Genomic DNA, 25182 nt, shown 5'->3' on the forward strand with positions numbered 1-25182 from the left:
AGGAGAAACAGTATGGCTAGCTCAATAACAGGCGTTTTAACAAACATACCATATTATATTATGGCTATGTTAGCATTTAGTCTTTTAATTATAATACATGAATTAGGACATTTCGCTCTATGCAAGCTAAATGGAGTAAAAGTAAGCGAATTTTCACTCGGAATGGGTCCAAAACTTTTTGGAATAAAAGGGAAGGAAACAGAGTATTTAATTAAAGCTTTTCCTATTGGTGGGTATGTTAAAATGGAGGGAGAGGAAGGTGGAAGTGATGATCCAAGAGCTTTCAGTAATAAAACTCCACTTCAAAAACTAAGTATAGTATCTGCTGGTGCCATTATGAACTTAGTTTTAGCAGTAGTTTTATTTGCTATTGTAGGTGGTGCAAAAGGATATATATTGCCAATAATAGGTGAGGTAAGTGCAAATGGGCCAGCCCAAAAAGCTGGAATGCAGGCAGGGGATGAAATTACTAAGGTTAATAAGGTTAATATAGATAGATGGGATGAATTAATTAATGTGATATACGCTTCAAAAGGTGAAAGTATGAATATTGAGGTACTTAGGAATTCAAAAGTGCAAAAAATAACATTGAAACCAGTTAAAAATGAGAAAGAAAAAACATTCATGATAGGAGTACGTGTTTCTGGCGTAGAAAAGAAATTAAACTTAGGAGAGTCTGTTGTTTATGGATTTGACCAAACAATTGATACAGCAAAACAAACTTTTGGATTTTTTGGAACATTATTTAAAGGTAAAGCTTCTGCTGACGATGTTGGAGGGCCAATAAGCATAATAAAAATCTCTACAAAAGCAGCACAATCTGGAGTCACAACATTATTGTACTTTACTGCATTAATGAGTGTACAACTTGGAATATTTAATGTAATACCTTTTCCAGCTTTGGATGGCGGATGGATTTTCATGTTGTTATTTGAGATAATAACAGGTAAAAAATTAGATGATAATAAAGTTGGTGTTATAAATTATATTGGATTTATGATTTTAATGGCATTCATGGTGGTAATAATAATTAAGGATATAGTTAGTCCACTAAAATTCTAGGAGATGAAGACTATGGATAATTTAAGGGTTAGTAAAACAAAGAAGATAAAAATAGGAAATATATATATTGGTGGAGATTCAAAAGTCACAACGCAGTCAATGACCAATACAGACACTAGAGATGTTGATGCTACGATAAATCAAATTCTTGATCTAGAAAAGGTTGGATGTGACATTGTGCGCTGTGCTGTGCCTGATATGGAAGCTGCGGAGGCTCTTAAAGACATCATTAAAGGAATTCATATACCGCTAGTGGCAGATATCCATTTCGACTATAGACTTGCTTTGAAGTCTATTGAGAATGGAATAGCCAAATTGAGGATTAATCCAGGGAATATCGGAAGCATTGATAAAATAAAATTGGTTGCAGATGCGGCAAAAGCTAAAGGCATACCTATTAGAATTGGTGTAAACTCTGGGTCGCTAGAAAAAGATATTCTTGAAAAGCACGGACATGTATGTGCAGAAGCATTGGTTGAAAGTGCACTAAGACATGTTAAAATACTAGAAAGTTTAAATTTTTATGACATAGTTATTTCAATAAAGTCATCAGATGTTGTTATGATGATTAAAAGTTATAAATTATTAGCAGATAAAGTGAATTATCCGCTGCATCTAGGTGTTACTGAAGCTGGTACTACATGGAGAGGGACAATAAAATCAAGTATAGGTATCGGAGCACTACTTGCAGAGGGTATTGGAGATACTATAAGGGTATCACTAACTGGAGACGTATTAGATGAAGTTAAAGTTGGCAAAGAAATCTTAAAATCATTAGGGTATATTAATGATGGAGTTAAATTTGTATCATGTCCAACTTGCGGTAGAACTCAAATTAATCTTATTGCAATTGCAAATGAAGTAGAGGAAAGACTAAAAGAATGTAATAAGAATATAAAGATTGCAATAATGGGGTGCGTTGTTAATGGCCCAGGTGAGGCAAGAGAAGCTGATATTGGAATAGCAGGGGGGAACGGTGTTGGCCTCATATTTAAAAAAGGTGAAATAATTAAAACCGTTAAGGAAGAAGAGCTAGTCGAAGAACTTATTCGCGAGATAGATAAACTATAAAATGTCTTTTCAGGAGGAATATAAATGGATGTCAGCTTAGCTGAGATGCTTAAAAATGATTTTAATTTAAATGAAGAAACATTAAAAGATGATATTAAGGTATTAAGAGTTCAATACCTTAAAAAAAGCAATAAGTTAAGAGTTTTAATAAAATCTTTTGATGATATAGATGATAATAAAAAACTACATATAAAAAATATTATTTCAAAGCGATTATGTAGTTTTGAAGATATACAGTTGGTTTGTTACAGGGATGTATCAGATGCTACTATAGAAGATGTAAAAGATAAGTTTTGGTTGGATGTAGTTAACGTAATAGCAACCTCGCAACCATCAAGCAAAGATAGTTTGCTTAAATCTTCTAGGATAATTGAAAATGGAATGCTTAAAATACAGTGCGGTAATGATTTTATGTGCAAAATTTTAAGGGATAAAAATATAGAAATCCTTATAAAGAATACTATAAATGATATGTTTGGAATTAATTCCGTGATTAAATTAGAACATAATGGTGAACTTTCTAAAGAAGATTATTTTGGTAAAAAAGAAAAAGAAAATGAGGTTATAATAAAAGAAATAATTAAAAATATTAGTACAGAAAAGAAAGATAAGCCTGCGAATAGTGGTCAAAACAATGAAAAAGATAATAAATTTAGCAGACCAGGATTTAGGAAAGATGAAGCTGCTGATGCAAACACTATAATGGGTAGAAATATAAAAAGCGATACTATAGAAATAAATGAGATAGATGAAGCTTCAGGAATTGTCAGCATATGCGGAGATATTTTCAAAATCAAAATTATTGAAACAAAAACTGGTAGAATAATTATTACATTTTATATAACAGATTATACAAGTTCAATTACAGTGAAATGTTTTCCAAAACCTAAAGATGTGGAAAAAATAATGGATGAAATTAAAGTTGGACTTTTTTGCAAGGTGCGTGGAGAAGCAAGTTATGACACATATGCAAGAGAAATTGTTATAATGGCAAAAGATATAGTAAAACTTAAGAAAATAGAGAGAATGGATACGGCAGTTGAAAAAAGAGTGGAGCTTCATTTGCACACACAAATGAGTGCTATGGATGGAATATGCCCTGCATCTAAACTTGTTGAAAGAGCAGCTAAATGGGGACATAATGCAGTGGCAATAACTGACCATGGCGTGGTTCAGGCTTTTCCAGAAGCTATGGATGCAGCTAAAAAAAATAAGATAAAGGTTTTATACGGCGTTGAGGGTTATTTAGTAGATGATGGTGTGCCAATTGTTATTAATAATCATAATGAAAATTTAGATGATATTTTTGTGGTTTTTGATTTAGAGACCACGGGACTTTCTAGTGAAAATGATAGAATTACAGAAATTGGTGCGGTTAAGATTGAAAATGGAAAAATAATTGATAGATTTAATGAGTTTGTAAATCCAGGAAGAGACATACCCTATAAGATTACAGAACTAACTGGAATTACAAATGATATGGTTGCTGGTGCAGAATCTATTGAAGAAATACTCCCGAAATTCCTAGAGTTTGCTAGTGGTAGTGTAGTAGTGGCACATAATGCTGATTTTGATGCTTCTTTTATAAAGAAAAACTCCCAGAGACTTAATTTAAAGTTTGAAAATGCAATTATGGATACAATACCACTAGCTAAATATTTACTTCCTGAGCTTAAAACATTTAAGTTAAATGTAGTAGCTAAATATCTAGGCATCTCGCTTGAAAATCATCACAGAGCGGTAGATGATGCTAAAGCAACTGCGGATATACTATTACATTGTTTTGGACTACTTAGAGAAAAAAACATTTTAGATTTGGATACTTTAAATAAAGAATTCTTAGGGGATTTTAATGTAAAAAAGGCAAACACTTATCATGTTATTATTTTAGTTAAAAATCTTGTGGGGCTTAAAAATTTATATAAGTTAATTTCATTTTCAAATTTAGATTATTTTCACAGAAGACCAAGGCTTCCTAAAACTTTAGTGGAAGAATATAGGGAAGGTCTTATAGTTGGGTCCGCTTGTGAAGCTGGACAAGTCTACAAGGAAGTTCTTCAAGGAAAATCTGAAGATGAACTTAAGAAAATTATAAAATTCTATGATTATTTAGAAATACAGCCTCTTTTAAATAACAAATTCATGATTAAAAATGGTACCGTAAAAGATGAAAATGAACTAATGGATATTAATAGAAAAATTTGTGATTTAGGAGAAAAAAATAATTTGCCTGTAGTTGCTACAGGAGATGTACATTTTTTAGATCCGTCAGATGAGGTGTTTAGAAAAATTTTAATGGCTGGTAAAGGTTTTTCAGATGCCGATGACCAACCACCACTATATTTTAAAACTACTAATGAAATGTTAAAGGAATTTTCATATTTAGGTGATAAAAAATGTAGAGAGGTTGTTATTTATAACCCAAATAAAATTGCAGATATGATAGAAGTTATAAAACCTATACCTGATGGTACGTTTACTCCTACAATACCAGGCGCAGAAGATGATATTCGAAAGATGACTTCAGATAAAGTTCATTCTATATACGGGGAAATATTACCGGAGATAGTAGAAAAAAGGTTGGATAAGGAATTAAACTCTATTATAGGAAATGGATATGCCGTACTTTATCTAATAGCTGAAAAATTGGTAGCAAAATCTCTTGCAGATGGTTATTTAGTAGGATCAAGAGGTTCGGTTGGATCTTCTTTTGCGGCTAATATGTCTAACATAACAGAGGTAAATGGGCTTCCACCTCATTATGTATGTCCTAATTGTAAAAAGAGTGAATTTATTTTGGATGGATCTGTTGGTTCAGGAGCTGATTTACCTGATAAAGAGTGTCCAAGTTGTGGCACGTTATATGTGAAAGACGGTCATGATATTCCGTTTGAAACTTTTTTAGGGTTTGAAGGGGATAAAGAGCCAGATATAGATTTGAATTTCTCAGGAGATAATCAAGCAGATATTCATAGGTATACAGAGGTTTTGTTTGGTAAAGGGCATACTTTCAAGGCAGGAACAATTGGAACAATTGCTGATAAAACTGCTTATGGATATGTAAAGAAATATTTAGGACAAAAGGATATTATGGTCCCACAAGCTGAGATAGAAAGACTCGTCCAGGGCTGTACTGGGGTTAAAAGAACATCGGGGCAACATCCAGGTGGAATAATGGTTGTGCCAAGTGACAATGAAATATATAATTTTTGTCCAGTACAACACCCTGCTGATGACCCTAATTCAGATATTATTACAACGCATTTTGATTATCATTCTATAAGTGGAAGGCTGCTTAAACTAGATATCCTTGGACATGATGATCCTACAATGCTTAAAATGCTTGAAGATTTAACGGGACTTGACCCGCTAACTATTCCACTATCTGACGCTAAGGTTATAAGTTTATTTACTTCTCCTGCAGCGCTTGGGTTAACTATCAAGGAACTGGGTTGCGAAGTTGGAAGTTATGGTGTTCCAGAGTTTGGTACAAAATTTGTTAAACAAATGCTTTTAGATACTCAACCAAAATCATTTTCAGATTTAGTTAGAATTTCAGGGCTGTCTCATGGTACAGATGTATGGATTAATAATGCACAATATTATATTAAAGAAGGATTTACGACACTTAAAGATTGTATATCTACTAGAGATGATATTATGGTTTATCTAATACAAAAAAATCTTGAACCTAAGACTGCATTTACTATAATGGAGAAGGTGCGAAAAGGTAAAGGGCTTACTGAAGATGATGAGGCAGTAATGAGAGAACATGATGTACCGGATTGGTACATTGGTTCATGTAAAAAGATAAAGTATATGTTCCCAAAAGGACATGCAGTAGCATATGTAATGATGGCTGTAAGAATAGCATACTATAAGGTTTATTTCCCAAAGGAATATTATTGCACGTTCTTTACAATAAGAGCAGATGACTTCGATGCTAATTTAATTTCAAAAGGCGAGAGTGCAATAAAGATGAAAATGGATGAACTAACAGCATTAGGTAAGGATATAGGAAACAAAGAAAAAGGACTTCTTACAGCACTTGAGTTGTCTTACGAAATGTTTAAAAGAGGGATAAAGTTATTAAATGTAGATTTATATAAGTCAGAGGCTGTTAAATTTACAATTGAAGATGATTCGATAAGACCACCACTCAGTGGACTTGAAGGTGTAGGTGAAAATGCTGCCAAAAGCATAGTCTTGGTAAGACAGGAGGGGGAGTTTATATCTAAAGAAGATTTGAGAATCCGTTGTAAGATATCAAAAACAGTAATTGAATCATTTGATAAACATGGATGTTTAAAAGATCTTCCAGATACAAATCAGTTGTCGTTTTTTTAGCTAAATGCAATTAACCCTTGAATTAGCAAATTTTATATGATAGAATAATATATATTAGTTACCGTTGGTAATTTTATTGTATGAGAGTAGGCCCGCCTACTCTCTATTTATTGAAACGCAACTCATGGTTGCGTTTTAATTATAATATTATGTATAATTATGCTAATAATTGTAGAAAATACTAATAAAAGGAGGGTGTTAAAATGAGAAATGATACCTTGTTGCAAAAACTCCAAAAAATAGCTCAGCCAATAGTTGAAAAAAATAATTGCGAATTATATCATTTGGAATATGTTAAAGAAGCAGGAGAAAATTACCTGAGGATTTATATAGATAGTTCTAATGGAATATCTTTAGAAGATTGTGAGAAAACAAGTAGAGGAATCAGTGAAATATTAGATGTAGAGGATCCGATAACTGATAGTTATTGTTTAGAGGTTTCTTCTCCAGGAATTGAAAGAGTTTTATACGATGATAATCATCTAAATAAATACATAGGCCAAAATGTACTAGTTAATTTAAATAGTCTGTATGAAGGCGTTAAAAAGCTTGAGGGCAATTTATTAGGATTTTCTGATGTGCAAATAGAAATTCAATATGATGGGAATAATATATCTATTCCAAAAGATAAGATTTCCGTTGTGAGTTTGAAACCGGAACTGTAAGGAGGAAGTTAAAATGAATCAGGAATTTATTGAAGCACTAAGAGAAATTGTAGACCAAAAGGGAGTAAGTGAAGATTTACTTTTTGAAACTCTTGAAGATGCATTAGTTGCAGCTTATAAGAAAAACTTTGCTACGCTGTCTAATGCTAGCCAAAATGTAAAGGTAACAATGAATAGAGAAACAGGAGAAATACACGTTTATGGTCAAAAGACAGTTGTAGAAGAAGTAGTTGAAGAGGTTAATGAGATATCACTTGAGGATGCTAAAGAATATAGCCCTAAATATCAAATGGGTGACATTGTTGATATCGAAGTTACTCCGAGAAAATTTGGTAGAATAGCTGCGCAATCTGCAAAACAAGTTGTTATTCAAAGAATTAAAGAAGCTGAAAGAAATATAATATACAATGAGTTTATAACAAAAGAATTTGATATTATTACCGGAAGTGTTATAAGAAAAGATAGAGGTAATGTATTTATAGATTTAGGTAAAATAGAAGCTGTACTTGGAGCTACTGAACAAATGCCAGGCGAGGAATATAATTTCAATGAAAAATTGAAACTATATATTGTTGAGGTTAAAAATACTACAAAAGGTGCTCAAGTAGGAGTATCAAGAACTCATCCAGGTCTTGTGAAGCGTTTATTTGAACTTGAGGTTCCAGAAGTTTTTGGTGGAATAGTTGAAATAAAAAGTATTTCAAGGGAAGCTGGTTCAAGAACTAAAATTGCAGTATATTCTAATGATGAAAATGTTGATGCTATGGGAGCCTGTGTTGGACCGAAAGGTATTAGAGTTCAAAACATAGTTAATGAATTAAGAAACGAGAAAATTGATATTATAAAATGGAGCAAAAAGTCTGAAGAATATATTTCCAATGCCTTAAGCCCTGCAAAGGTATTAAATGTTGTAGTTGAAGAGAATTCTAAATCTGCAAAGGTTATTGTAGAAGACAATCAATTATCTCTGGCTATTGGAAAAGAAGGTCAAAATGTTAGACTTGCTGCAAGATTAACAGGATGGAAAATTGATATTAAAAGTAGAACTCAAGCACAATATAACATGGAACACATTGAAAGTGAAGATGTTGAAAATGAAGTAATTGAAACCATAACTGAAAAGTAGGTGACGCTTTATGAAAGTTAAAAAAATACCTCAGCGCATGTGTACGGGTTGTATGGAAATGAAAAGCAAGAAAGAACTATTACGTATAGTTAATAGTAAAGAAGGCGAAATATCTGTAGATTTAACTGGTAAAAAGCCAGGTAGAGGTGCATATATTTGTAAGAGTATTGAATGTTTTGAAAAATCTTTTAAGACGAAAAGATTAGAGCGGAATTTAGGCGGAAAAGTAAGCGAAGAAATTTATGGTAAATTAAAGGATGAGATAAATCATGAATAATAAATTTTTTCAATTTTTAGGTTTAACTAAAAAAGCTGGGAAACTTATAGAAGGTTATAATCAATGTGAAGATGCGCTGTCACATGGTAGAGGAAGTCTTATAATTTTATCGCAGGAAAGTGCTACAAATACAAAAGATAAATTTAAAAGATTAGCAAGTAAAAACTGTATACCTCTTATAGAGGGAGTGTCTAATGAGACACTAGGTAAGGCCCTAGGTAGGGATGAAATTAATGTTTTGTGTGTATATGATAAAAAAATGAGTAATAAGTTACTAAGCTTATGGAATGAATTGAATGAAAGTGTCGAAATCATTGAAAGTACTGAAAGTATCGAAGAGATCGAAAGTAAGGAAAACAATGAATAAATTAAATTTCGGGGGTGAATGATTTGGCAAAAGTCAGAATATATGAATTAGCAAAAGAATTAGAAGTGTCAAGTAAAGAATTAATTAATGTACTATTTGAAGAATTTAGTATAAAGGCCAAAAATCATATGAGTGTGATTGAGGAAGAGGATGCTGAATTAATAAAGGAACTTTATAGTGATGAAAATTCAGGACTTAAGGATAATAAAAACGAAACTGTAGAACACTATGAGAATCTTGCTAATGAAGATGCTAACAAAGTTGTTATTAGAAAAAGAGGTAGAAAAGGAAGAGACGAACTAGGTAATGGTAATAATGGTGTTGAGGCGATAGATGATGAAGTTGTCGTAATCGATAGTACTATTACAGTTAAAGATTTAGCTGAAACTTTGAAGAGACCATATGTTGAAGTAATTAAACAACTTATTTTTATAGGAGTTATGGCTGGAATGAACCAAGAAATTGATTTTGCTACAGCTGAAAAAGTAATAGAAAAATATGGTGCTCTTGCAGTACTCAGAGAAGTAGAAGAAGGCAAAATTGCTGATGATGAAGATATTGATGACTCTGAAACTGAAATAGACACAGATAAAAAACCAGCTGTTGTTACTGTTATGGGTCACGTTGATCACGGCAAGACATCACTTCTTGACTGTATTAGAAAGTCTAAAGTTACAGAATCAGAAGCAGGCGGAATAACACAACACATAGGTGCATATACTGTTGATATTAAGGGTGAAAAGATCACATTCTTAGATACACCAGGTCATGAAGCGTTCACAGCAATGAGAGCAAGAGGAGCCCAAATAACAGATATAGTTATACTTGTAGTAGCTGCAGATGATGGTATTATGCCACAAACTGAAGAAGCTATAAATCATTGTAAGGCTGCTAATGTACCAATTATAGTAGCTATAAACAAGATAGATAGACCAGGAGCTAATCCAGATAAAGTTAAACAAGAATTAACAGAGTTTGGTCTTGTAGCAGAAGATTGGGGCGGAGATACTATATGTGTTCCAGTATCAGCTCATACTAAAGAGGGTATAGATACTTTACTTGAAATGGTAGTGATTACAGCTGAAATGTTAGAGCTTAAAGCAAATCATAAGAGAAAAGCAAAAGGAACAGTTATAGAAGGTAAATTAGACAAAGGTCGTGGACCACTTGCTACATTACTTATACAAAATGGTACACTCAAAACTGGAGATTCTATAATAGTTGGATCTACTTACGGAAGAATAAGAGCAATGTTTGATGATAAGGGTAAAAAAATCAAATCAGCAGGACCTTCTATACCAGTAGAAATACTTGGATTATCAGATGTTCCAGCAGCTGGAGATAGATTTAATGTAGTTAAAGATGAGAAAACTGCAAGAAATATGGCTGAAACTAGAAAAGCAAACTTAAGAGAAGAACATTTTGAAACTAGTAATAGAGTTTCTATGGAGAACTTATATAGCCAAATACAAGAAGGATCTGTTAAAGAACTTGGAGTAATAGTTAAAGCTGATGTTCAAGGGTCTGTAGAGGCAGTAAGACAATCTCTTGAAAAACTATCTACTGATAATGTTAAAGTAAGAGTTTTACATTCTGGAGTGGGAGCTATTACAGAAACAGACGTTGTTCTAGCAGCTGCATCAAACGCAATAATTATTGGGTTTAATGTAAGACCAGATAATAATGCAGCAGCAATAGGAGAAAAAGAGAAAGTAGAAATTAAAACTTACAGAATAATTTATGATGCTCTTGACGACATAAAAGCTGCAATGCTTGGAATGCTTGATCCTGTATATAAAGAAGTTGTTTTGGGTAGAGTTGAAATAAGACAAATATATAAAGTTTCTAATGTTGGAACAATAGCTGGGTCTTATGTATTAACAGGTAAAATTACTAGAAGTAGTTCTGTACGTGTACTTAGAAATGGAATAGTTATAACTGAATCAACTTTAGCTTCATTAAAAAGATTTAAAGATGATGCAAAAGAAGTTGCTGCTGGATATGAATGTGGATTAAGCGTAGAAAAATTCAATGACATTAAAGAAGGCGACATTATTGAAGCATTCATTATGGAAGAAATAAAACCAAAATTAACATAAGTGTAAGGAGTAGTGGGTTGTATGGTTAGTTATAGAAACGGTAGAATAAATGAAGAAATAAAAAAAGATGTAAGCAATACAATTCAGAACAAGATTAAAGATCCTAGGTTAAGTGCTATGGTAAGTGTAACAAAAGTAGACACAACAAAAGACTTAAGTTATACAAAAATCTATGTTAGCATATTTGGTAATGAGCTTGCTAAAAAAGAATCAATTCAAGCACTAAAAAGTTCAACTGGACTTATTAGAAAGGAACTTGGGGCTCATGTTAAATTAAGACATGTTCCTCAAATTATCATAGAAGTGGATGAAACTATAGAACGTGCTATTCATTTAGAAACTCTTTTTCATCAAATTAAGGAAAAAGATAAGAATGAACAAGTAAAGGACAATGATGATATAATAAAAGATGATGTAAATGAAGAAGGTATAGCAGAAGAAAATAGCGATGAAGATTAACGGTATTGTTGAAAAAATAATTACGTTTAAAAAAATTGCTATTACTTTTCATACTTCTCCAGATGGTGATTCATTAGGTAGTGCACTTGCACTGCTTATTGGACTTAGAAAGTTGAAGAAGGATGTGTGTATAATTTCAAAAGAAATTATCCCACAAACTTTTTCTTTTTTGCCATATTCAAATGAAATTAATGCTGAAATAAGTCAACCACCTGAAGGAACTGATTGCGTTATAGTACTAGACTGTGGTAATTTTAAAAGAGTTAATGCCGATTTAAAGTTACATGATAAGAAGTATGAATTAATTAATATAGATCACCACCTATCTAATGATTTGTATGGTGACATAAATTTTATTGATGTATTAGCCTCGGCTGTTGGAGAAATTATATATGAAGTGTTAAGACTTCTTAATGTGGAATTAGATAAGGAAATAGGCACATGTTTGTATACTTCATTACTTACAGATACAGGATGTTTTAGACACTCGAGTACCACGGAGTTAACTCATAACATTGCTGGAAGGCTTATTAATACAGGGATAGATTTTAGTGATATTTACAGAATGATTTTTGAAAATAAGAAATTTGAGGAAATAAAATTTTTTGGAGAAATTATTAGTAATATGACATTAGAACTTAATGGTAAAGTATCTGTTATGTATATCTCTAAAACTGTACTTGAAAAATATAACCTAGAAGCAGTTGATACATCGGATGTTATTAATTCTGGGGTTTCAATAGATACTGTTGAAGTCGCTATTCTTATAAAAGAATTGGGAAACGGTGTTAAAGTGAGTTTAAGATCTAAATATTTAGTAAATGTAAGCAAAATTGCTGAAGATTTTAACGGTGGGGGACATATTAGAGCAGCAGGTTTTTATGCACAGGCAAGTTTTGATAATACTAAAGTTAAATTAATAGAAATCATAGAAAAAGAGTTGATGAAATGAATGGTATAATAAATGTATTTAAACCTACAGGGATTACTTCTTTTGATGTAGTCCGTACAATAAGAAAAATTAGTAATATAAAAAAAGTAGGCCACGCTGGTACTCTAGATCCTGAGGCTAGCGGGGTTTTACCTGTTTGTATTGGAAGAGCAACAAAGGCAATTGACTATATAATGGGCGATTTTAAAATCTATGAAGTTGAGCTTAAATTAGGAGTAACTACAGATACTTATGATAGAGAAGGTAAGATTTTAAGTGAGAGTGAAGTAGCTCTGAGTGATGAGGAAATTACTGGGGCTATTAATTCTTTTATTGGTGAAATAAAACAAATTCCACCAATGTACTCAGCTCTAAAGGTAAATGGGAAAAAGCTTTATGAATTAGCAAGAGCAGGAATAGAAATAGAAAGAGCGGCAAGACCTATAACGATCTATGAAATAGATATTACAAATTTAGAGTCGCCATACGTAAAGTTTAGGGTTAAATGCTCTAAGGGTACTTATATTAGAAGTTTATGTTATGACATCGGAGAATTACTAAAATGTGGCGGAATGATGTGGAATTTGCGTAGGACTGCTACTGGTCAATTTCATATTGATGATGCTATAAATATAGAGGATTTAAATGAAGAAAATATAAGTAAACATGTTATGCCTATTGAAAAGATTTTTCAAAATAATTCTAAAATTATCATAGAGGATAAGTTTGTTAAGTTTTTGCTCAATGGCGTTGTGGTAAAGGATAAAGCATTAACTTGTAAGTTTGAGATGGGTACTATGTATAGTATATATAATAATGAAAATGATTTTATTGGGATTGCGGATAAAGGCAATGATGGTGTTAGGCTAATAAAATCATTTATATAGGAGTATATTAAATGATAGTTATAAAAGATAATTTTAAAAGAAAACTTGAATATTCAACATACATTGCTTTAGGAAGTTTTGATGGCATACATTTAGGCCATATGTCTCTTATAAACAAAACTGTGGAACTTGCAAAAACAAATAACGCTAAAAGCATGATTTGTACATTTAAAAATCACCCTTTATCTGTTATAAACAAAGAGATTTGTCCGAAGTTAATAATGGACAATGACACCAAATTAAATTTATTAGAAAAAACTGGTATTGATATAGTTAATTTAGTTAATTTTGATAAAAAATTTATGAAGATAACCCCAGAAGAATTTATAAATAATATGGTGAAATTATATAATGCAAAAGGTATAGTTGTTGGGTTCAATTATAGATTTGGATATAAAAATTTAGGCGATGTAGAAATGATTAAAACATATAGTGAGCTATTAGGATATAAGCTTTATGTTTGTGATGCCATTACTATTAATGATGAGGTTGTTAGTAGTTCGAAGATACGTCATCTCATTGCTGAAGGCAATATCATAAAAGCAAATGAACTTTTAGGGAGGCCGCATTCTATTATTGGAAAAGTTATAGAGGGAAAACAACTCGGCAGAACTATTGGATTCCCTACTGTGAATTTAAATTACAATAAGGAATATATTCTTCCTAAGGGAGGAGTATACTACACTGTAGTTGAATACGAGAATGTTTTTTATAAAGCTATAACTAATATAGGATATAATCCTACTGTAGAAGGTGGAAAGTTATCGGTTGAAACACATATTCTAAACTTTAATAAACAAATCTATGGTGAAGTAGTTAAAATAAACTTTATAGACAGAATAAGAGATGAAGTTAAATTTGAGACTGTTGATAAGTTAAAGCAGCAGCTGTTAAAGGATAAGAATTATGTTATAAATGAAAAAATATAATAAAAATACAGATTTAGATGTAAAAACTAATTTACAATTTAATGTTAGTTTGTTATAATTGATATGAACCTTATGCTAAGTTCACCGAATCACCAACGGTATACTTGGAATATGGGGATTATATTCGGAGGTGTTGTAAAATGGAAAAAGCTACAAAACAAGCAATAATGGTAAAACATGCAAGACATGAAGGAGATACAGGTTCTCCAGAAGTGCAAATAGCACTACTTACTGCTAGAATCCAAGAGTTAAATGAACATTTGAAAGTTCATAAAAAAGATCACCATTCTAGAAGAGGTCTATTAATGATGGTTGGACAAAGAAAAGGAATGTTAGGTTACTTAAAGAACCAGGATATTGAAAGATATCGTGCAATTCTTGCGGAACTTGGACTAAGAAAGTAATTCAGAGCGGCTTTGCCGCTCTGTTATTTTAGGTTAGGAAAATAATATATACAATTAATTAATAATAATAATAATATTAATATAAATTTAGGGGAGGCAAATATATGATTCATATTATGGAAACTACTGTTGCAGGTAGAACTCTTAAAGTTGAATATGGTAAGGTTGGAATGTTATCTGACTGTGCATTATTCATGAGTTATGGAGAAACAGTAGTTTTAGTTAATGCAAATGCATCAGAAAAACCAAGGGATGGTATTGATTTCTTTCCATTAAGTGTAGAATATGAAGAAAAACTTTATGCTGTTGGTAAAATTCCTGGTGGATTCATAAAAAGGGAAGCAAGACCATCTGAAAAAGCTATTTTAACTGCAAGAGGAATTGATAGGCCTCTAAGACCATTATTTCCTAAAGGTTATAAAAATGATGTTCAAATCGTTTGTACTGTATTATCAGTTGAACAAGATAATTCACCTGAAATACTTGCTATGAATGCAGCATCACTAGCTCTATGTGTATCTAGTATACCATTTACGGATGCTGTTGCAACAGTTTCAGTAGGTCTTATTGATGGTAAATTCATATTAAGTCCTACACAAGAAGAAAGAAATTTAACTTCTCTAAAACTTACAGTTTGCGCAACAAAAGACAACGTAACAATGATAGAAGCAAGTGGTGATGAAATAGCTGAAGATATAATGATAGCTGCAATCGACTTTGCTTTTGAAGCATGTAAAAAAATAGTAGCTTTCCAAGAAGAAGCTGTTGCTAAATTTGGAAAGAAGAAAAATATTCCTGAATTTGCGAAAATAGATGAAACTCTCGAAGCTGATGTTAGAAATTTCTGTTTTGATATGGTAAAGACAGCAATGTACATAATGGATAAAGATGAGAGAAATGTAATGGTTGATGAAATAAAAGAGAAAATAAAAGTTGAATTTAATGAAAAGTATGCTGATAAAAAATCAGATATTGGTGAAGTTTTCTATAATATTCAAAAAGAAATAGTTAGAAACATGATGTTAAATGAAGATAGAAGACCTGATGGAAGAGCTTTTGACGAAGTTAGAAAAATAAGCTGTGAAGTAGGAATACTTCCAAGAACTCATGGAACTGGTTTATTCACTAGGGGACTAACTCAGGTACTTGGAGTTGCAACTCTTGGAGCTTTAAAAGAAGCTCAGATACTAGATGGAATAGGTGATGAAGATACTAAAAGGTATATGCATCATTATAATTTTCCAGCTTATAGTGTTGGAGAAACTAAACCAATGCGTGGACCTGGTAGACGTGAAATAGGTCATGGTGCATTATCTGAAAAAGCAGTAGAACCACTTTTACCATCTGTAGAAGATTTCCCATATGCTATTAGAGTTGTATCAGAAGTATTAAGTTCTAATGGTTCAACATCTCAAGCGAGTGTTAGTGCAAGTATTTTAGCATTACTAGATGCTGGTGTTCCAATTAAGAGACCTGCAGCGGGAATTGCAATGGGATTAATTACAAATGCAGATTTATCTAAAGAAAAGGTATTAACTGATATTCAGGGCATTGAAGATTTCTTTGGTGATATGGATTTTAAAGTAGCAGGAACAGTTAAAGGTATTACTGCTATTCAAGTTGATACAAAGCTTCATGGATTATCTAATTACTGCATTAAAACAGCAATTATAGATGCTAAAAAAGCTAGACTTCATATAATAGAAAAAATGAACGAATGTATACCAGCACCAAGAAGTGAAATGTCAGCATATGCTCCTAGAATGTATGTTCTAAACGTAGCACCTGACAAGATTCGTGATGTAATAGGTAAAGGCGGAGCAACTATAAAGAAAATTATAGCAGAAACCGGCGTTAAAATAGATACTAGCGATGATGGAAAAATTGTAATTATGTCAAGCGATAGCGTTAGCGCAAATAAAGCAGTAAAAATTATTGAAGAGCTAACTAAATCGGTTAAAGTTGGAGAAATATATTTAGGAAAAGTAACTAAAATAGCTGCATTTGGTGCATTTGTTGAAATACTACCTAATAAAGAAGGCCTAGTGCATATATCTAAACTTGATTTTGCTAGAGTAAATAAAGTAGAAGATATTGTTGCTGTTGGTGATGAAATATTAGTAAAAGTAATGGAAATAGATAACCAAGGAAGAGTTAATCTTTCAAGAAGAGATGCTATTAAAGATAGTGAAACAGAGAAAAAAGAGACTGATAAAAAAGAGAATGCATAATGATGAAAGGGCTTAGATGCCTTTTTATTTTTTTTTAATAATATTACTCTAATATGCACATAGTAAATACAAATTCTCATTAAGGAGAGGCGCATATGTATAATTTATTTAAGTTGGACAATGGGTTAAGAGTTGTAGTTGAAAACATTGAATACGTAAACTCTGTAAGTGTAGGTTTATGGGTAGAAAATGGGTCAAGAAATGAAGACATAAATAACAGTGGAATATCACATTTTATCGAACATATGCTTTTTAAAGGAACGGTTACAAGATCTGCAAAACAAATTGCAGAAGAAATTGAGGACGTGGGTGGTCAATTAAATGCATTTACAGGAAGAGAAGCTACCTGCTTTTATGTAAAGGCATTAGATACTCATTTAGATTTGTCATTAGATATTCTCTCAGATATGCTTTTTAATAGTAATTTAGCAGAAGAGGATATAGAAAAAGAAAAAAGTGTAATATATGAAGAAATAAATATGAGTGAAGATTCACCGGAAGATGTTTTATCAGATTTACACACCAAAGCAATTTGGGATTTGGACTCTATATCGTTACCTATTTTGGGAACAATGGATACTGTAAAATCTTTTAGCAGAAAAGTGATATTAGATTATATAGATTCATATTATATACCAGAGAATTCAGTTATATCTATTTCTGGTAAATTTGATATGAAAAATATAGAAACCCTTGTTGAAAAATTCTTCGGTAAATGGCGTTGTAAAAACAAAAAGATAACTGAATATAGTAGCCCATTAATATTAAATAAACATTATTTTAGAAAAAAAGATATTGAACAACTACATGTAAGTCTTGGGATTCCGGGCATAGAACTTGATAATGAGGATACCTATACATTGATTTTATTAAGCAATATATTAGGCGGAGGAGCATCATCACGATTATTTCAAAAGATACGTGAAGATTTAGGTTTGTGTTATTCAATTTATTGTTATATATCTGCGTTTAAAAACACTGGAATTGTAAGTATTTATGCAGGAATTAACCCGACCAATGTGAGAGTTGCTATTGAAGCTATCAAGGAAGAAGTCAGTAATTTTGCTAAGGTAGGGATTGATAATGAAAGATTAAATAAAGCTAAAGAACAGTTAAAGGGGAGTTATATTTTAGGCCTTGAAAGCACAAGTAGTAGAATGTTTAGTAACGGAAGATCTGTAATGTTTTTAAATAAAATTAATACGCCTGAAGATGTATTAGAAAAAATTAATAAAATAGATATGGCAAGGGTAAACTCTGTAATGGAGAAGACATTTAAAAAAGGTATAATAAATTCTGCTTACGTTGGCAAAGATAAGGAAATGCTTAAAGATGTTTTTGAAGGTAATATTATCTCTGTAGATAAATAAATTTATTTATGAAAATATAAAAATCATGCATAACTCCTTAGTAAATTTCATATTATCTTATGAGAAATATTAAGGAGATGTTGTTTATATGGAAGATAACATAAAGTTATATAGTGAAATGGAAAGATATGAAATTATTAATATTAATGATGGTGATAAATATAGTAATTTAGGTAGTAATGATGTAGTTATTGATGAGAATGGACTATTAAAATTTCTTATTATAAACGAAGGTAGTTCAAAATTTAGTTTCTTTCGTAATAATGAGATTATTGAGGTTCCATGGGATTACGTTAAAAAAATAGGATCTAGAACTATAATAATTGATGTTGATAATGAATTTCTAAAAAAATCTCATATCTAATTTTGGAGGATAGTAATGAAGATATTAGTTCAAAAATTCGGAGGTACATCTGTTTCCACCGAGGATAAAAGGAAACTTGTAGCAAGTAAGGTATTAAGTGCAAAAGCCCTAGGGTATTCCCCAGTGATTGTAGTATCTGCAATGGGAAGAAAGGGCGAACCTTATGCTACGGATACGCTTTTGTCATTGATTGATGAGAGTTTAAAAGTTGCAAGTCCATTAGCGGTAGATTTGCTAATGAGTTGTGGTGAAACAATAAGCACTGTGGTAATGTGCAATGAATTAAATAGATTTAAAATTAATGCAGTTCCATTAACTGGCGGACAAGCAGGTATAATTACAGATTCTAATTATTCAAATGCTGCAATACTAGATGTAGACACGAAGAAGATATTAGATATTCTAAAAGCTGGAAAAACTCCTGTAATAGCAGGATTTCAGGGGATGGATGATAAAGGCTATGTTACGACTATTGGGAGAGGTGGAAGTGATGTCACTGCTGCAGTTCTGGGAGCCAAACTTAACGCTTGTGAGACCCAAATATACACTGATGTAGATGGAATCATGACAGCGGATCCTAGAATAGTTTCTGAAGCAACCTTAATAGAAAAAATAAGTTACGATGAAATCTTTCAATTTGCAGATCAAGGGGCAAAGGTTATACACCCAAGGGCTGTTGAAATATCTAGAAAATATAATATACCACTGGTAATAAAAAATACTATGAGTGAATGCGTCGGAACAGTAATTAGTAATATGGGGAGTGAAACCACCGAAAATATAATTACTGGAATTACGCATATGAATAATAGAGTTCAAATAAAAATTAATAAAAATTCAGGTTCTAGTTATGATGACATTTTTGATATTTTAGCGCAAAATCTTATAAGTATAGATTTAATAAATATTTTCCCAAAGGAAAAAATATTCACTATTGATAAAAAAGACTTTAATAAGTTTGCTGATTTATTGAAAGAGCTTAATATGACTTATTGCTTTATGAAGGATTGCAGTAAACTTTCAATCATAGGTTCAAAAATGCAAGGGATACCTGGTGTTATGGCTAAAATACTTAAAGCCTTAACTAGAGAAAATATTGAAGTTCTTCAAACGGCTGATTCACATATGACTATATGGTGTCTTGTAGAAACGGGATATGTTGAAAAAGCTATTAATGCTCTTCATAGGGAATTTAAATTAGGATAAAAAATGTATAGAGTTTCTCTTAATGCACAAAATAAAATGGATTAGGAGGAATGCAAATGTTGAAAACTGAAAGTAACAAAAGTGGTTCGAATGAACAAGTAGAAAATATCAAAGAATTAGGAACAACTAATATTCCGACTCAAGATGATAAAATCCAGGTTTTACCTATTATAGGCCAAATAGAAGGACATATGACTTTATCGCCACAAACTAAAGCCACTAAATATGAACATGTTATCCCAGAACTTATTGCTATGGAGAGAGATGAAAAAGTAAAAGGCATTCTTATAGTTCTAAATACAGTAGGAGGGGACGTAGAAGCGGGCCTTGCTATAGCAGAGATGATTAGAAGCGTAAGTAAACCTACTGTATCACTAGTGGTCGGAGGAGGCCATTCAATAGGGATACCACTGGCAACGGCTGCTAAGTACTCATTCATTTCTCCATCTGCAACTATGATAATTCATCCTATAAGGATGAATGGTTTAATAATTGGGGTGCCTCAAACTTTTGATTACTTTAACAAAATGCAAGAAAGAATAACTGAATTTATTATTAGAACTTCTAAAATTGATAAGGAAACGGTAAATAGATTAATGATTCAAACTGATGAGCTTCTAAATGATATGGGGACTATACTTATAGGAAAACAAGCAGTTGAAAATGGTTTAATAGATGAGGTCGGTGGCATTAGTGAAGCATTAACAAAGTTAAACGAAATGATAGATAAAGTATAAAAGTAGATATAAATAGGTCGATATGGCCTATTTATATCTATTTTTAATGATTTGTTTTTCATAAAATAGAATTATGTAAAAATCACTTTTTATGAAATTAATTCAAAATTCATGTATAAATCTCAGCACAGTTAGAGGAGATTTATAAAATTTGTAGAAATAATAAAGGTAGAACTAATAAATTATAGAACTAAGAAGGATAGAGGTGATACTTTGGCTAGGAAAAAAACTAAATCAAAAGTTATAAAGAATGTAAATGCTGATAGTGAGATTTTAGGTATTATATTAATTACAATAGGAATATTAATTTTATTAAGTATATTCTCAACTGTCTTTTCGGGATCTGAGTCTATATCAGGCATGATTGGGAAGTTTATTAATAATATACTTTTTGCAATATTAGGGGTGGGCGCATATCTTTCGCCATTTCTGATAATATTTATTGGTGTCTGCAACATTACTAAAAAAGGTAAAATAAATTTTAGTAAAAAATTCTATGGAATAGTACTTTTTATAATTAATACATTACTATTCATACAAATGCTAGTTTTAGATAAGTATTATTATAAAGGAAGTTTTTCTCTTGGAATAAATAAAATATATAATTCAAAAAGTATGCTGCATGGTGGAATTATTAGCTATTTTATTGATGTGCCGATGTATACACTGTTTGGTATAGTGGGAAGTTGTATAATTTTTATTGCTATTTATGTTATATGTATGATTATAATATTGGACATATCAATACATGATACTTTCTTTTATTTAAAGGATAGATTTATGGTTAGAAAAATTTCTAAGGAAAACGATAGTAAGGAATTATATATTGAAAATAATGATAAGCAAGAAGAATTAATAGTTAATAATGAAGATAAAAATAAATTCATTAAAAATATTAGTAATAAAATTAAGATAATAGATTTTATAAAATCAAATGAACTAGCATCCGATGAGGATGAACCTGGTAAAGAAGAAAATATTAAAACAGGAACCACTCGAGGATCGAAGAATGGTCATATAGATAATTCGATCAATCAGGAGTTAGAGAAAGAAATTCAATTAAATAGTGCAAGTTCAAATCAAAACTATAAATATGAATATCCGACGCTAGACTTATTAAATGAAAATACTACCTCGCAAATGAACAAAAACGATAAAAAGGAATTGCTTAACAATGCAAATAAGCTACAAGAAACATTAAGTAGTTTCGGAGTTGAAGCAAAAGTTATTCAAGTTACAAAAGGACCTTCAGTTACAAGATTTGAGCTTCAACCAAATGCTGGTGTTAAGGTGAGTAAAATTGTTAACCTAGCAGATGATATTGCGCTGAATTTAGCTTCTTCAGGGGTGAGAATTGAGGCGCCAATACCTGGTAAGGCAGCGGTAGGTATAGAAGTGCCTAACAAAGAACTAAGTGCCGTATACCTAAGAGAAGTAATAGAGTCTAATGAATTTACAGCAACAAACAAAAATTTATCCTTTAGTCTCGGAAAAGACATAGGAGGTAATTGCGTTGTTTCAGATTTAACGAAGATGCCACATTTATTGGTTGCTGGAGCAACAGGGTCTGGTAAGAGTGTTTGTATAAACTCACTTATAATAAGTTTACTATATAAATATTCTCCAGAGGATGTCAAACTATTACTAATTGATCCTAAAGTTGTTGAATTAAATATTTATAATGGAATTCCGCATTTGTTGATACCGGTAGTTACTGACCCGAAAAAATCAGCAGGAGCCTTAAATTGGGCTGTAAATGAAATGGTAAGAAGATATAAAAGTTTTGCTGAAAATAATGTAAGAAGTATTGAAGGATATAATGAATTAGTCAATAAAGGAATCGTTGAAAATAAATTACCTTGGATTGTAATTATTATTGACGAGCTTGCGGACCTAATGACGGTTTGTGCGAATGATGTAGAAGAGCATATTGGAAGACTCGCACAAATGGCAAGAGCGGCGGGAATGCATTTAGTAATAGCGACGCAAAGACCATCGGTTGATGTTATAACAGGTGTTATAAAAGCTAATATACCTTCAAGAATATCTTTTGCAGTTTCTAGTCAAATAGATTCACGGACAATTTTAGATTCCGCTGGTGCAGAAAAGTTACTTGGTAAAGGGGACATGCTCTTTTATCCAGTAGGGGAACCTAAACCTATTAGAATACAAGGAGCATTTGTATCAGAAGAAGAAGTTGAGCGAGTTGTTAATTTTATAAAGGATCAGATGCAAGAAGTAAACTATGAAAAAGAAATTATAGATGAAATAGAAAGTAGCTCAGGTAATAAAAATGATGAAAATGATATTGATGAATTATTAAATGAAGCAATAAAAATAGTAATTGAAAATGGTCAAGCCTCCACTTCCTTATTGCAACGCAAGCTAAAAATAGGGTATAATAGAGCAGCAAGAATTATAGAACAAATGGAGGAACGTAGAATAATTTCAGGTAGAAATGGAAGCAAACCTAGAGAAATATTAGTAAGTGATAGTGATTTAAAGGGGTAATTAAATTAATTTTAAAGAAAAATTGTAAATACCCTTGTTTAATTTGTCAATCACATTTACAATAATTTATGTGTGCAAATGTAGGAAGAAAACAATTATTTACTATATCTTGCATTCAAATTCAAGTAATGAGGATAATAGACAATAAATGAGATTTACTTAGGATTACAAACAAGGAGGATGACTGGTGGAAAAATTAAAAGTTGGAGTTATAAATTTAGGTTGTGATAAAAATAGAATTGATAGTGAAATTGTAATAAGCAGTTTAAGTGAAAGATATAATATGACAAATGATCCTAAACTGGCAGATATAATTTTAGTTAATACTTGTGGATTCATAGAATCGTCAAAACAAGAATCCATAGATACTATTTTAGAGATGTCAGAATACAAAAAGAAATATAAGTGTACAGTACTTATTGCAACAGGTTGTCTTACTCAGCGGTATGGCGCGGAACTGATTGAACTAATGCCGGAACTTGATATAATGCTCGGTGTTAATGATTATAACAAGTTATTAAGTAGTATAGAGGATGTTCTTTTGAAAAATATTAAAGTGCAACATTTTAATTATAGTGATGATAATATTAATGAAGGACAAAGAGTATTAACTACAGGAACATACTCTGCTTATATTAGAATTTCAGAAGGTTGTGATAATGCATGTACATATTGTGCTATACCTAATATTAGAGGGAAATATAGAAGTAGAAAGATGGAGAATATAGTACAAGAAGCTAAAGATCTAAGTGATCATGGCTGCAAGGAAATTATTTTAGTTGCTCAAGACACTACTAGGTATGGAATTGATTTATATGGTAGAAAAACATTACATACGTTGATTAACAAAATATCTAAAATAAGTGGAATTGAATGGATTAGAATACTTTACTGCTATGCAGAGGAAATTACAGACGAAATTATTAATGAAATATCTTTAAATGATAAAGTTTGCAAATACGTAGATATACCAATTCAACATATAAGCGACGATATTCTTAAATCGATGAAAAGAAAAGGTAGAAAGAAAATTATAACAGAAAATATACGTAAGATGAGGGAAAATATAAATGGCTTAATCCTCAGAACTACTTTAATTGTTGGGTTTCCAGGTGAGACAAATGAAGATTTTGAAGAATTAAAACAATTTATTAAAGAAATTAAATTTGATAAATTGGGAGTGTTTAAGTATTCGAAAGAAGATGGAACTTTAGCTGCACTTATGGAAGACCAGATTCCTGAAGAAGTAAAAGTAGAACGGGAAGAGGAATTAATGATTATGCAACAAAGTATATCAAAAGAATTAAATAATATTAAAATAGGTAAGATTTATAATGTTTTAGTGGAAGATGTTGATGGTAAAAATTACTCTGGTAGAAATTGTGAAATGGCGCCAGAAGTCGATGGAACTTTTTTCTTTGAATCTGATAAAGTCTATAATAAAGGGCAATTTGTTAAGGTACGGGTAACCAAAGCCTTAGAATATGATTTAATAGGAGTTGTGTGCAATGAATCTTGCGAATAAACTTACAATGTTAAGAATTTTTTTGGTGCCAATGTTTTTACTGTTTATTGCAGCTAAGGATATTCCATATGGAAGAGAACTTGCTACAATCATTTTCATAGTAGCTTCTCTTACTGATAAATTGGATGGTTACATAGCTAGAAGTAGGAATCAAATAACTAATTTCGGTAAATTTATGGACCCTTTAGCTGATAAATTATTAGTAACTGCAGCACTTGTATCATTAGTGGAACTTCAGCTTGTGCATGCTTGGGTAGCTATGATTATAATTGCTAGAGAATTTGCAGTCACAGGACTTCGAACAATAGCTGCATCTGACGGAAAAGTAATTGCTGCTAGTAAGTGGGGAAAACTTAAAACAGTTATTCAAATAGTAGCTATAATTGCAGCATTGATTAATTTATCGTATGTAAATACAATGTTAACTACATTTGCTGATGTTTCTATGGGGGCGGCTGTAATTGTTACAATAATATCAGGTGTTGACTATTTTGTTAAAAACAAAGGAACTATTAGAGTTGATAAGTGATTAAATTCTTAAAGTTTGTTAATAATACAAATGAAAGGCCTATATTTTAAGGTCTTATAAAAACATAATGGAAAAATTTATTTTA

At 31.4% G+C, this 25182-nt stretch carries 19 protein-coding genes and 2 pseudogenes; all 21 read left to right on the forward strand.

Going from position 1 to position 25182, the window contains the following annotated elements; genetic code table 11:
* The first annotated feature begins 12 nt into the window (after nucleotides 1–12).
* The 21 genes and pseudogenes from rseP (at nucleotide 13) to pgsA (ending at nucleotide 25097) form a co-directional block, all read left to right on the forward strand.
* Nucleotides 13–1062: an RIP metalloprotease RseP gene (gene rseP / locus KPL55_RS04420; protein ID WP_216305494.1), complete on the forward strand. Its 1050-nt coding sequence runs from the start codon at nucleotides 13–15 to the stop codon at nucleotides 1060–1062.
* Nucleotides 1063–1074: 12 nt separating this feature from the next.
* Entirely contained in the window at nucleotides 1075–2133 is a 1059-nt protein-coding gene (ispG, locus tag KPL55_RS04425; protein ID WP_216305495.1) for a flavodoxin-dependent (E)-4-hydroxy-3-methylbut-2-enyl-diphosphate synthase, read from the forward strand.
* Nucleotides 2134–2157: 24 nt separating this feature from the next.
* Complete coding sequence (locus tag KPL55_RS04430; RefSeq protein WP_216305496.1) at nucleotides 2158–6480, forward strand: PolC-type DNA polymerase III; 4323 nt, start codon at nucleotides 2158–2160, stop codon at nucleotides 6478–6480.
* Nucleotides 6481–6683: 203 nt separating this feature from the next.
* The gene (gene rimP / locus KPL55_RS04435) at nucleotides 6684–7145 is read left to right on the forward strand and encodes a ribosome maturation factor RimP (protein ID WP_216305497.1); all 462 of its coding nucleotides are present in this window, start codon (nucleotides 6684–6686) and stop codon (nucleotides 7143–7145) included.
* 13 nt (nucleotides 7146–7158) lie between these two features.
* Nucleotides 7159–8271, forward strand: coding sequence for a transcription termination factor NusA (nusA, locus tag KPL55_RS04440; protein WP_216305498.1), 1113 nt, complete (start codon nucleotides 7159–7161; stop codon nucleotides 8269–8271).
* A gap of 10 nt (nucleotides 8272–8281) precedes the next feature.
* Nucleotides 8282–8548 carry an RNase P modulator RnpM gene (gene rnpM, locus KPL55_RS04445; protein WP_216305499.1) on the forward strand — a complete coding sequence of 89 codons (267 nt, stop codon included), beginning with the start codon at nucleotides 8282–8284 and terminating at the stop codon, nucleotides 8546–8548.
* A pseudogene (locus tag KPL55_RS04450) lies at nucleotides 8541–8849 on the forward strand (ribosomal L7Ae/L30e/S12e/Gadd45 family protein); the annotation flags it as partial. The gene rnpM and the pseudogene KPL55_RS04450, both read left to right, overlap by 8 nt.
* 89 nt (nucleotides 8850–8938) lie before the next feature.
* Entirely contained in the window at nucleotides 8939–11014 is a 2076-nt protein-coding gene (gene infB / locus KPL55_RS04455; RefSeq protein ID WP_216305500.1) for a translation initiation factor IF-2, read from the forward strand.
* 21 nt (nucleotides 11015–11035) lie between these two features.
* A pseudogene (gene rbfA / locus KPL55_RS04460) lies at nucleotides 11036–11392 on the forward strand (30S ribosome-binding factor RbfA); the annotation flags it as partial.
* A gap of 70 nt (nucleotides 11393–11462) precedes the next feature.
* Nucleotides 11463–12425 (forward strand): DHH family phosphoesterase, encoded by a 963-nt coding sequence (locus KPL55_RS04465; RefSeq protein ID WP_216305502.1) that lies wholly within the window; start codon nucleotides 11463–11465, stop codon nucleotides 12423–12425.
* Entirely contained in the window at nucleotides 12422–13291 is an 870-nt protein-coding gene (truB, locus tag KPL55_RS04470) for a tRNA pseudouridine(55) synthase TruB (RefSeq protein ID WP_216305503.1), read from the forward strand. The genes KPL55_RS04465 and truB overlap by 4 nt, the downstream gene beginning before the upstream one ends.
* Nucleotides 13292–13302: 11 nt before the next feature.
* Nucleotides 13303–14220, forward strand: a complete 918-nt coding sequence (locus KPL55_RS04475) for a bifunctional riboflavin kinase/FAD synthetase (RefSeq protein ID WP_216305504.1) — start codon at nucleotides 13303–13305, stop codon at nucleotides 14218–14220.
* 140 nt (nucleotides 14221–14360) lie between these two features.
* On the forward strand, nucleotides 14361–14624 hold the full coding sequence (gene rpsO / locus KPL55_RS04480) for a 30S ribosomal protein S15 (protein ID WP_216305505.1): 264 nt from the start codon (nucleotides 14361–14363) through the stop codon (nucleotides 14622–14624).
* 104 nt (nucleotides 14625–14728) lie between these two features.
* Nucleotides 14729–16855 carry a polyribonucleotide nucleotidyltransferase gene (locus KPL55_RS04485; protein ID WP_216305506.1) on the forward strand — a complete coding sequence of 709 codons (2127 nt, stop codon included), beginning with the start codon at nucleotides 14729–14731 and terminating at the stop codon, nucleotides 16853–16855.
* 95 nt (nucleotides 16856–16950) lie between these two features.
* Nucleotides 16951–18225, forward strand: a complete 1275-nt coding sequence (locus tag KPL55_RS04490) for a M16 family metallopeptidase (protein ID WP_216305507.1) — start codon at nucleotides 16951–16953, stop codon at nucleotides 18223–18225.
* Nucleotides 18226–18313: 88 nt separating this feature from the next.
* Nucleotides 18314–18589, forward strand: a complete 276-nt coding sequence (locus KPL55_RS04495) for a YlmC/YmxH family sporulation protein (RefSeq protein WP_216305508.1) — start codon at nucleotides 18314–18316, stop codon at nucleotides 18587–18589.
* Nucleotides 18590–18604: 15 nt separating this feature from the next.
* Nucleotides 18605–19795: an aspartate kinase gene (gene dapG / locus KPL55_RS04500; protein WP_216305509.1), complete on the forward strand. Its 1191-nt coding sequence runs from the start codon at nucleotides 18605–18607 to the stop codon at nucleotides 19793–19795.
* Between the two features lie 56 nt (nucleotides 19796–19851).
* A complete protein-coding gene (locus KPL55_RS04505) occupies nucleotides 19852–20532 on the forward strand; it encodes a ClpP family protease (RefSeq protein WP_216305510.1) in 681 nt (226 codons plus the stop codon).
* A gap of 213 nt (nucleotides 20533–20745) precedes the next feature.
* A complete protein-coding gene (locus KPL55_RS04510) occupies nucleotides 20746–23043 on the forward strand; it encodes an FtsK/SpoIIIE family DNA translocase (protein ID WP_216305511.1) in 2298 nt (765 codons plus the stop codon).
* Nucleotides 23044–23230: 187 nt separating this feature from the next.
* Complete coding sequence (gene rimO / locus KPL55_RS04515; RefSeq protein ID WP_216305512.1) at nucleotides 23231–24568, forward strand: 30S ribosomal protein S12 methylthiotransferase RimO; 1338 nt, start codon at nucleotides 23231–23233, stop codon at nucleotides 24566–24568.
* Nucleotides 24552–25097, forward strand: a complete 546-nt coding sequence (gene pgsA / locus KPL55_RS04520) for a CDP-diacylglycerol--glycerol-3-phosphate 3-phosphatidyltransferase (RefSeq protein ID WP_216305513.1) — start codon at nucleotides 24552–24554, stop codon at nucleotides 25095–25097. Before rimO ends, pgsA begins: the two co-directional genes overlap by 17 nt.
* Nucleotides 25098–25182: the final 85 nt, after the last annotated feature.

It is taken from the genome of Clostridium lacusfryxellense, from assembly GCF_018861735.1.
In the GTDB taxonomy this organism is placed as follows: Bacteria; Bacillota; Clostridia; order Clostridiales; family Clostridiaceae; genus Clostridium_AD; species Clostridium_AD lacusfryxellense.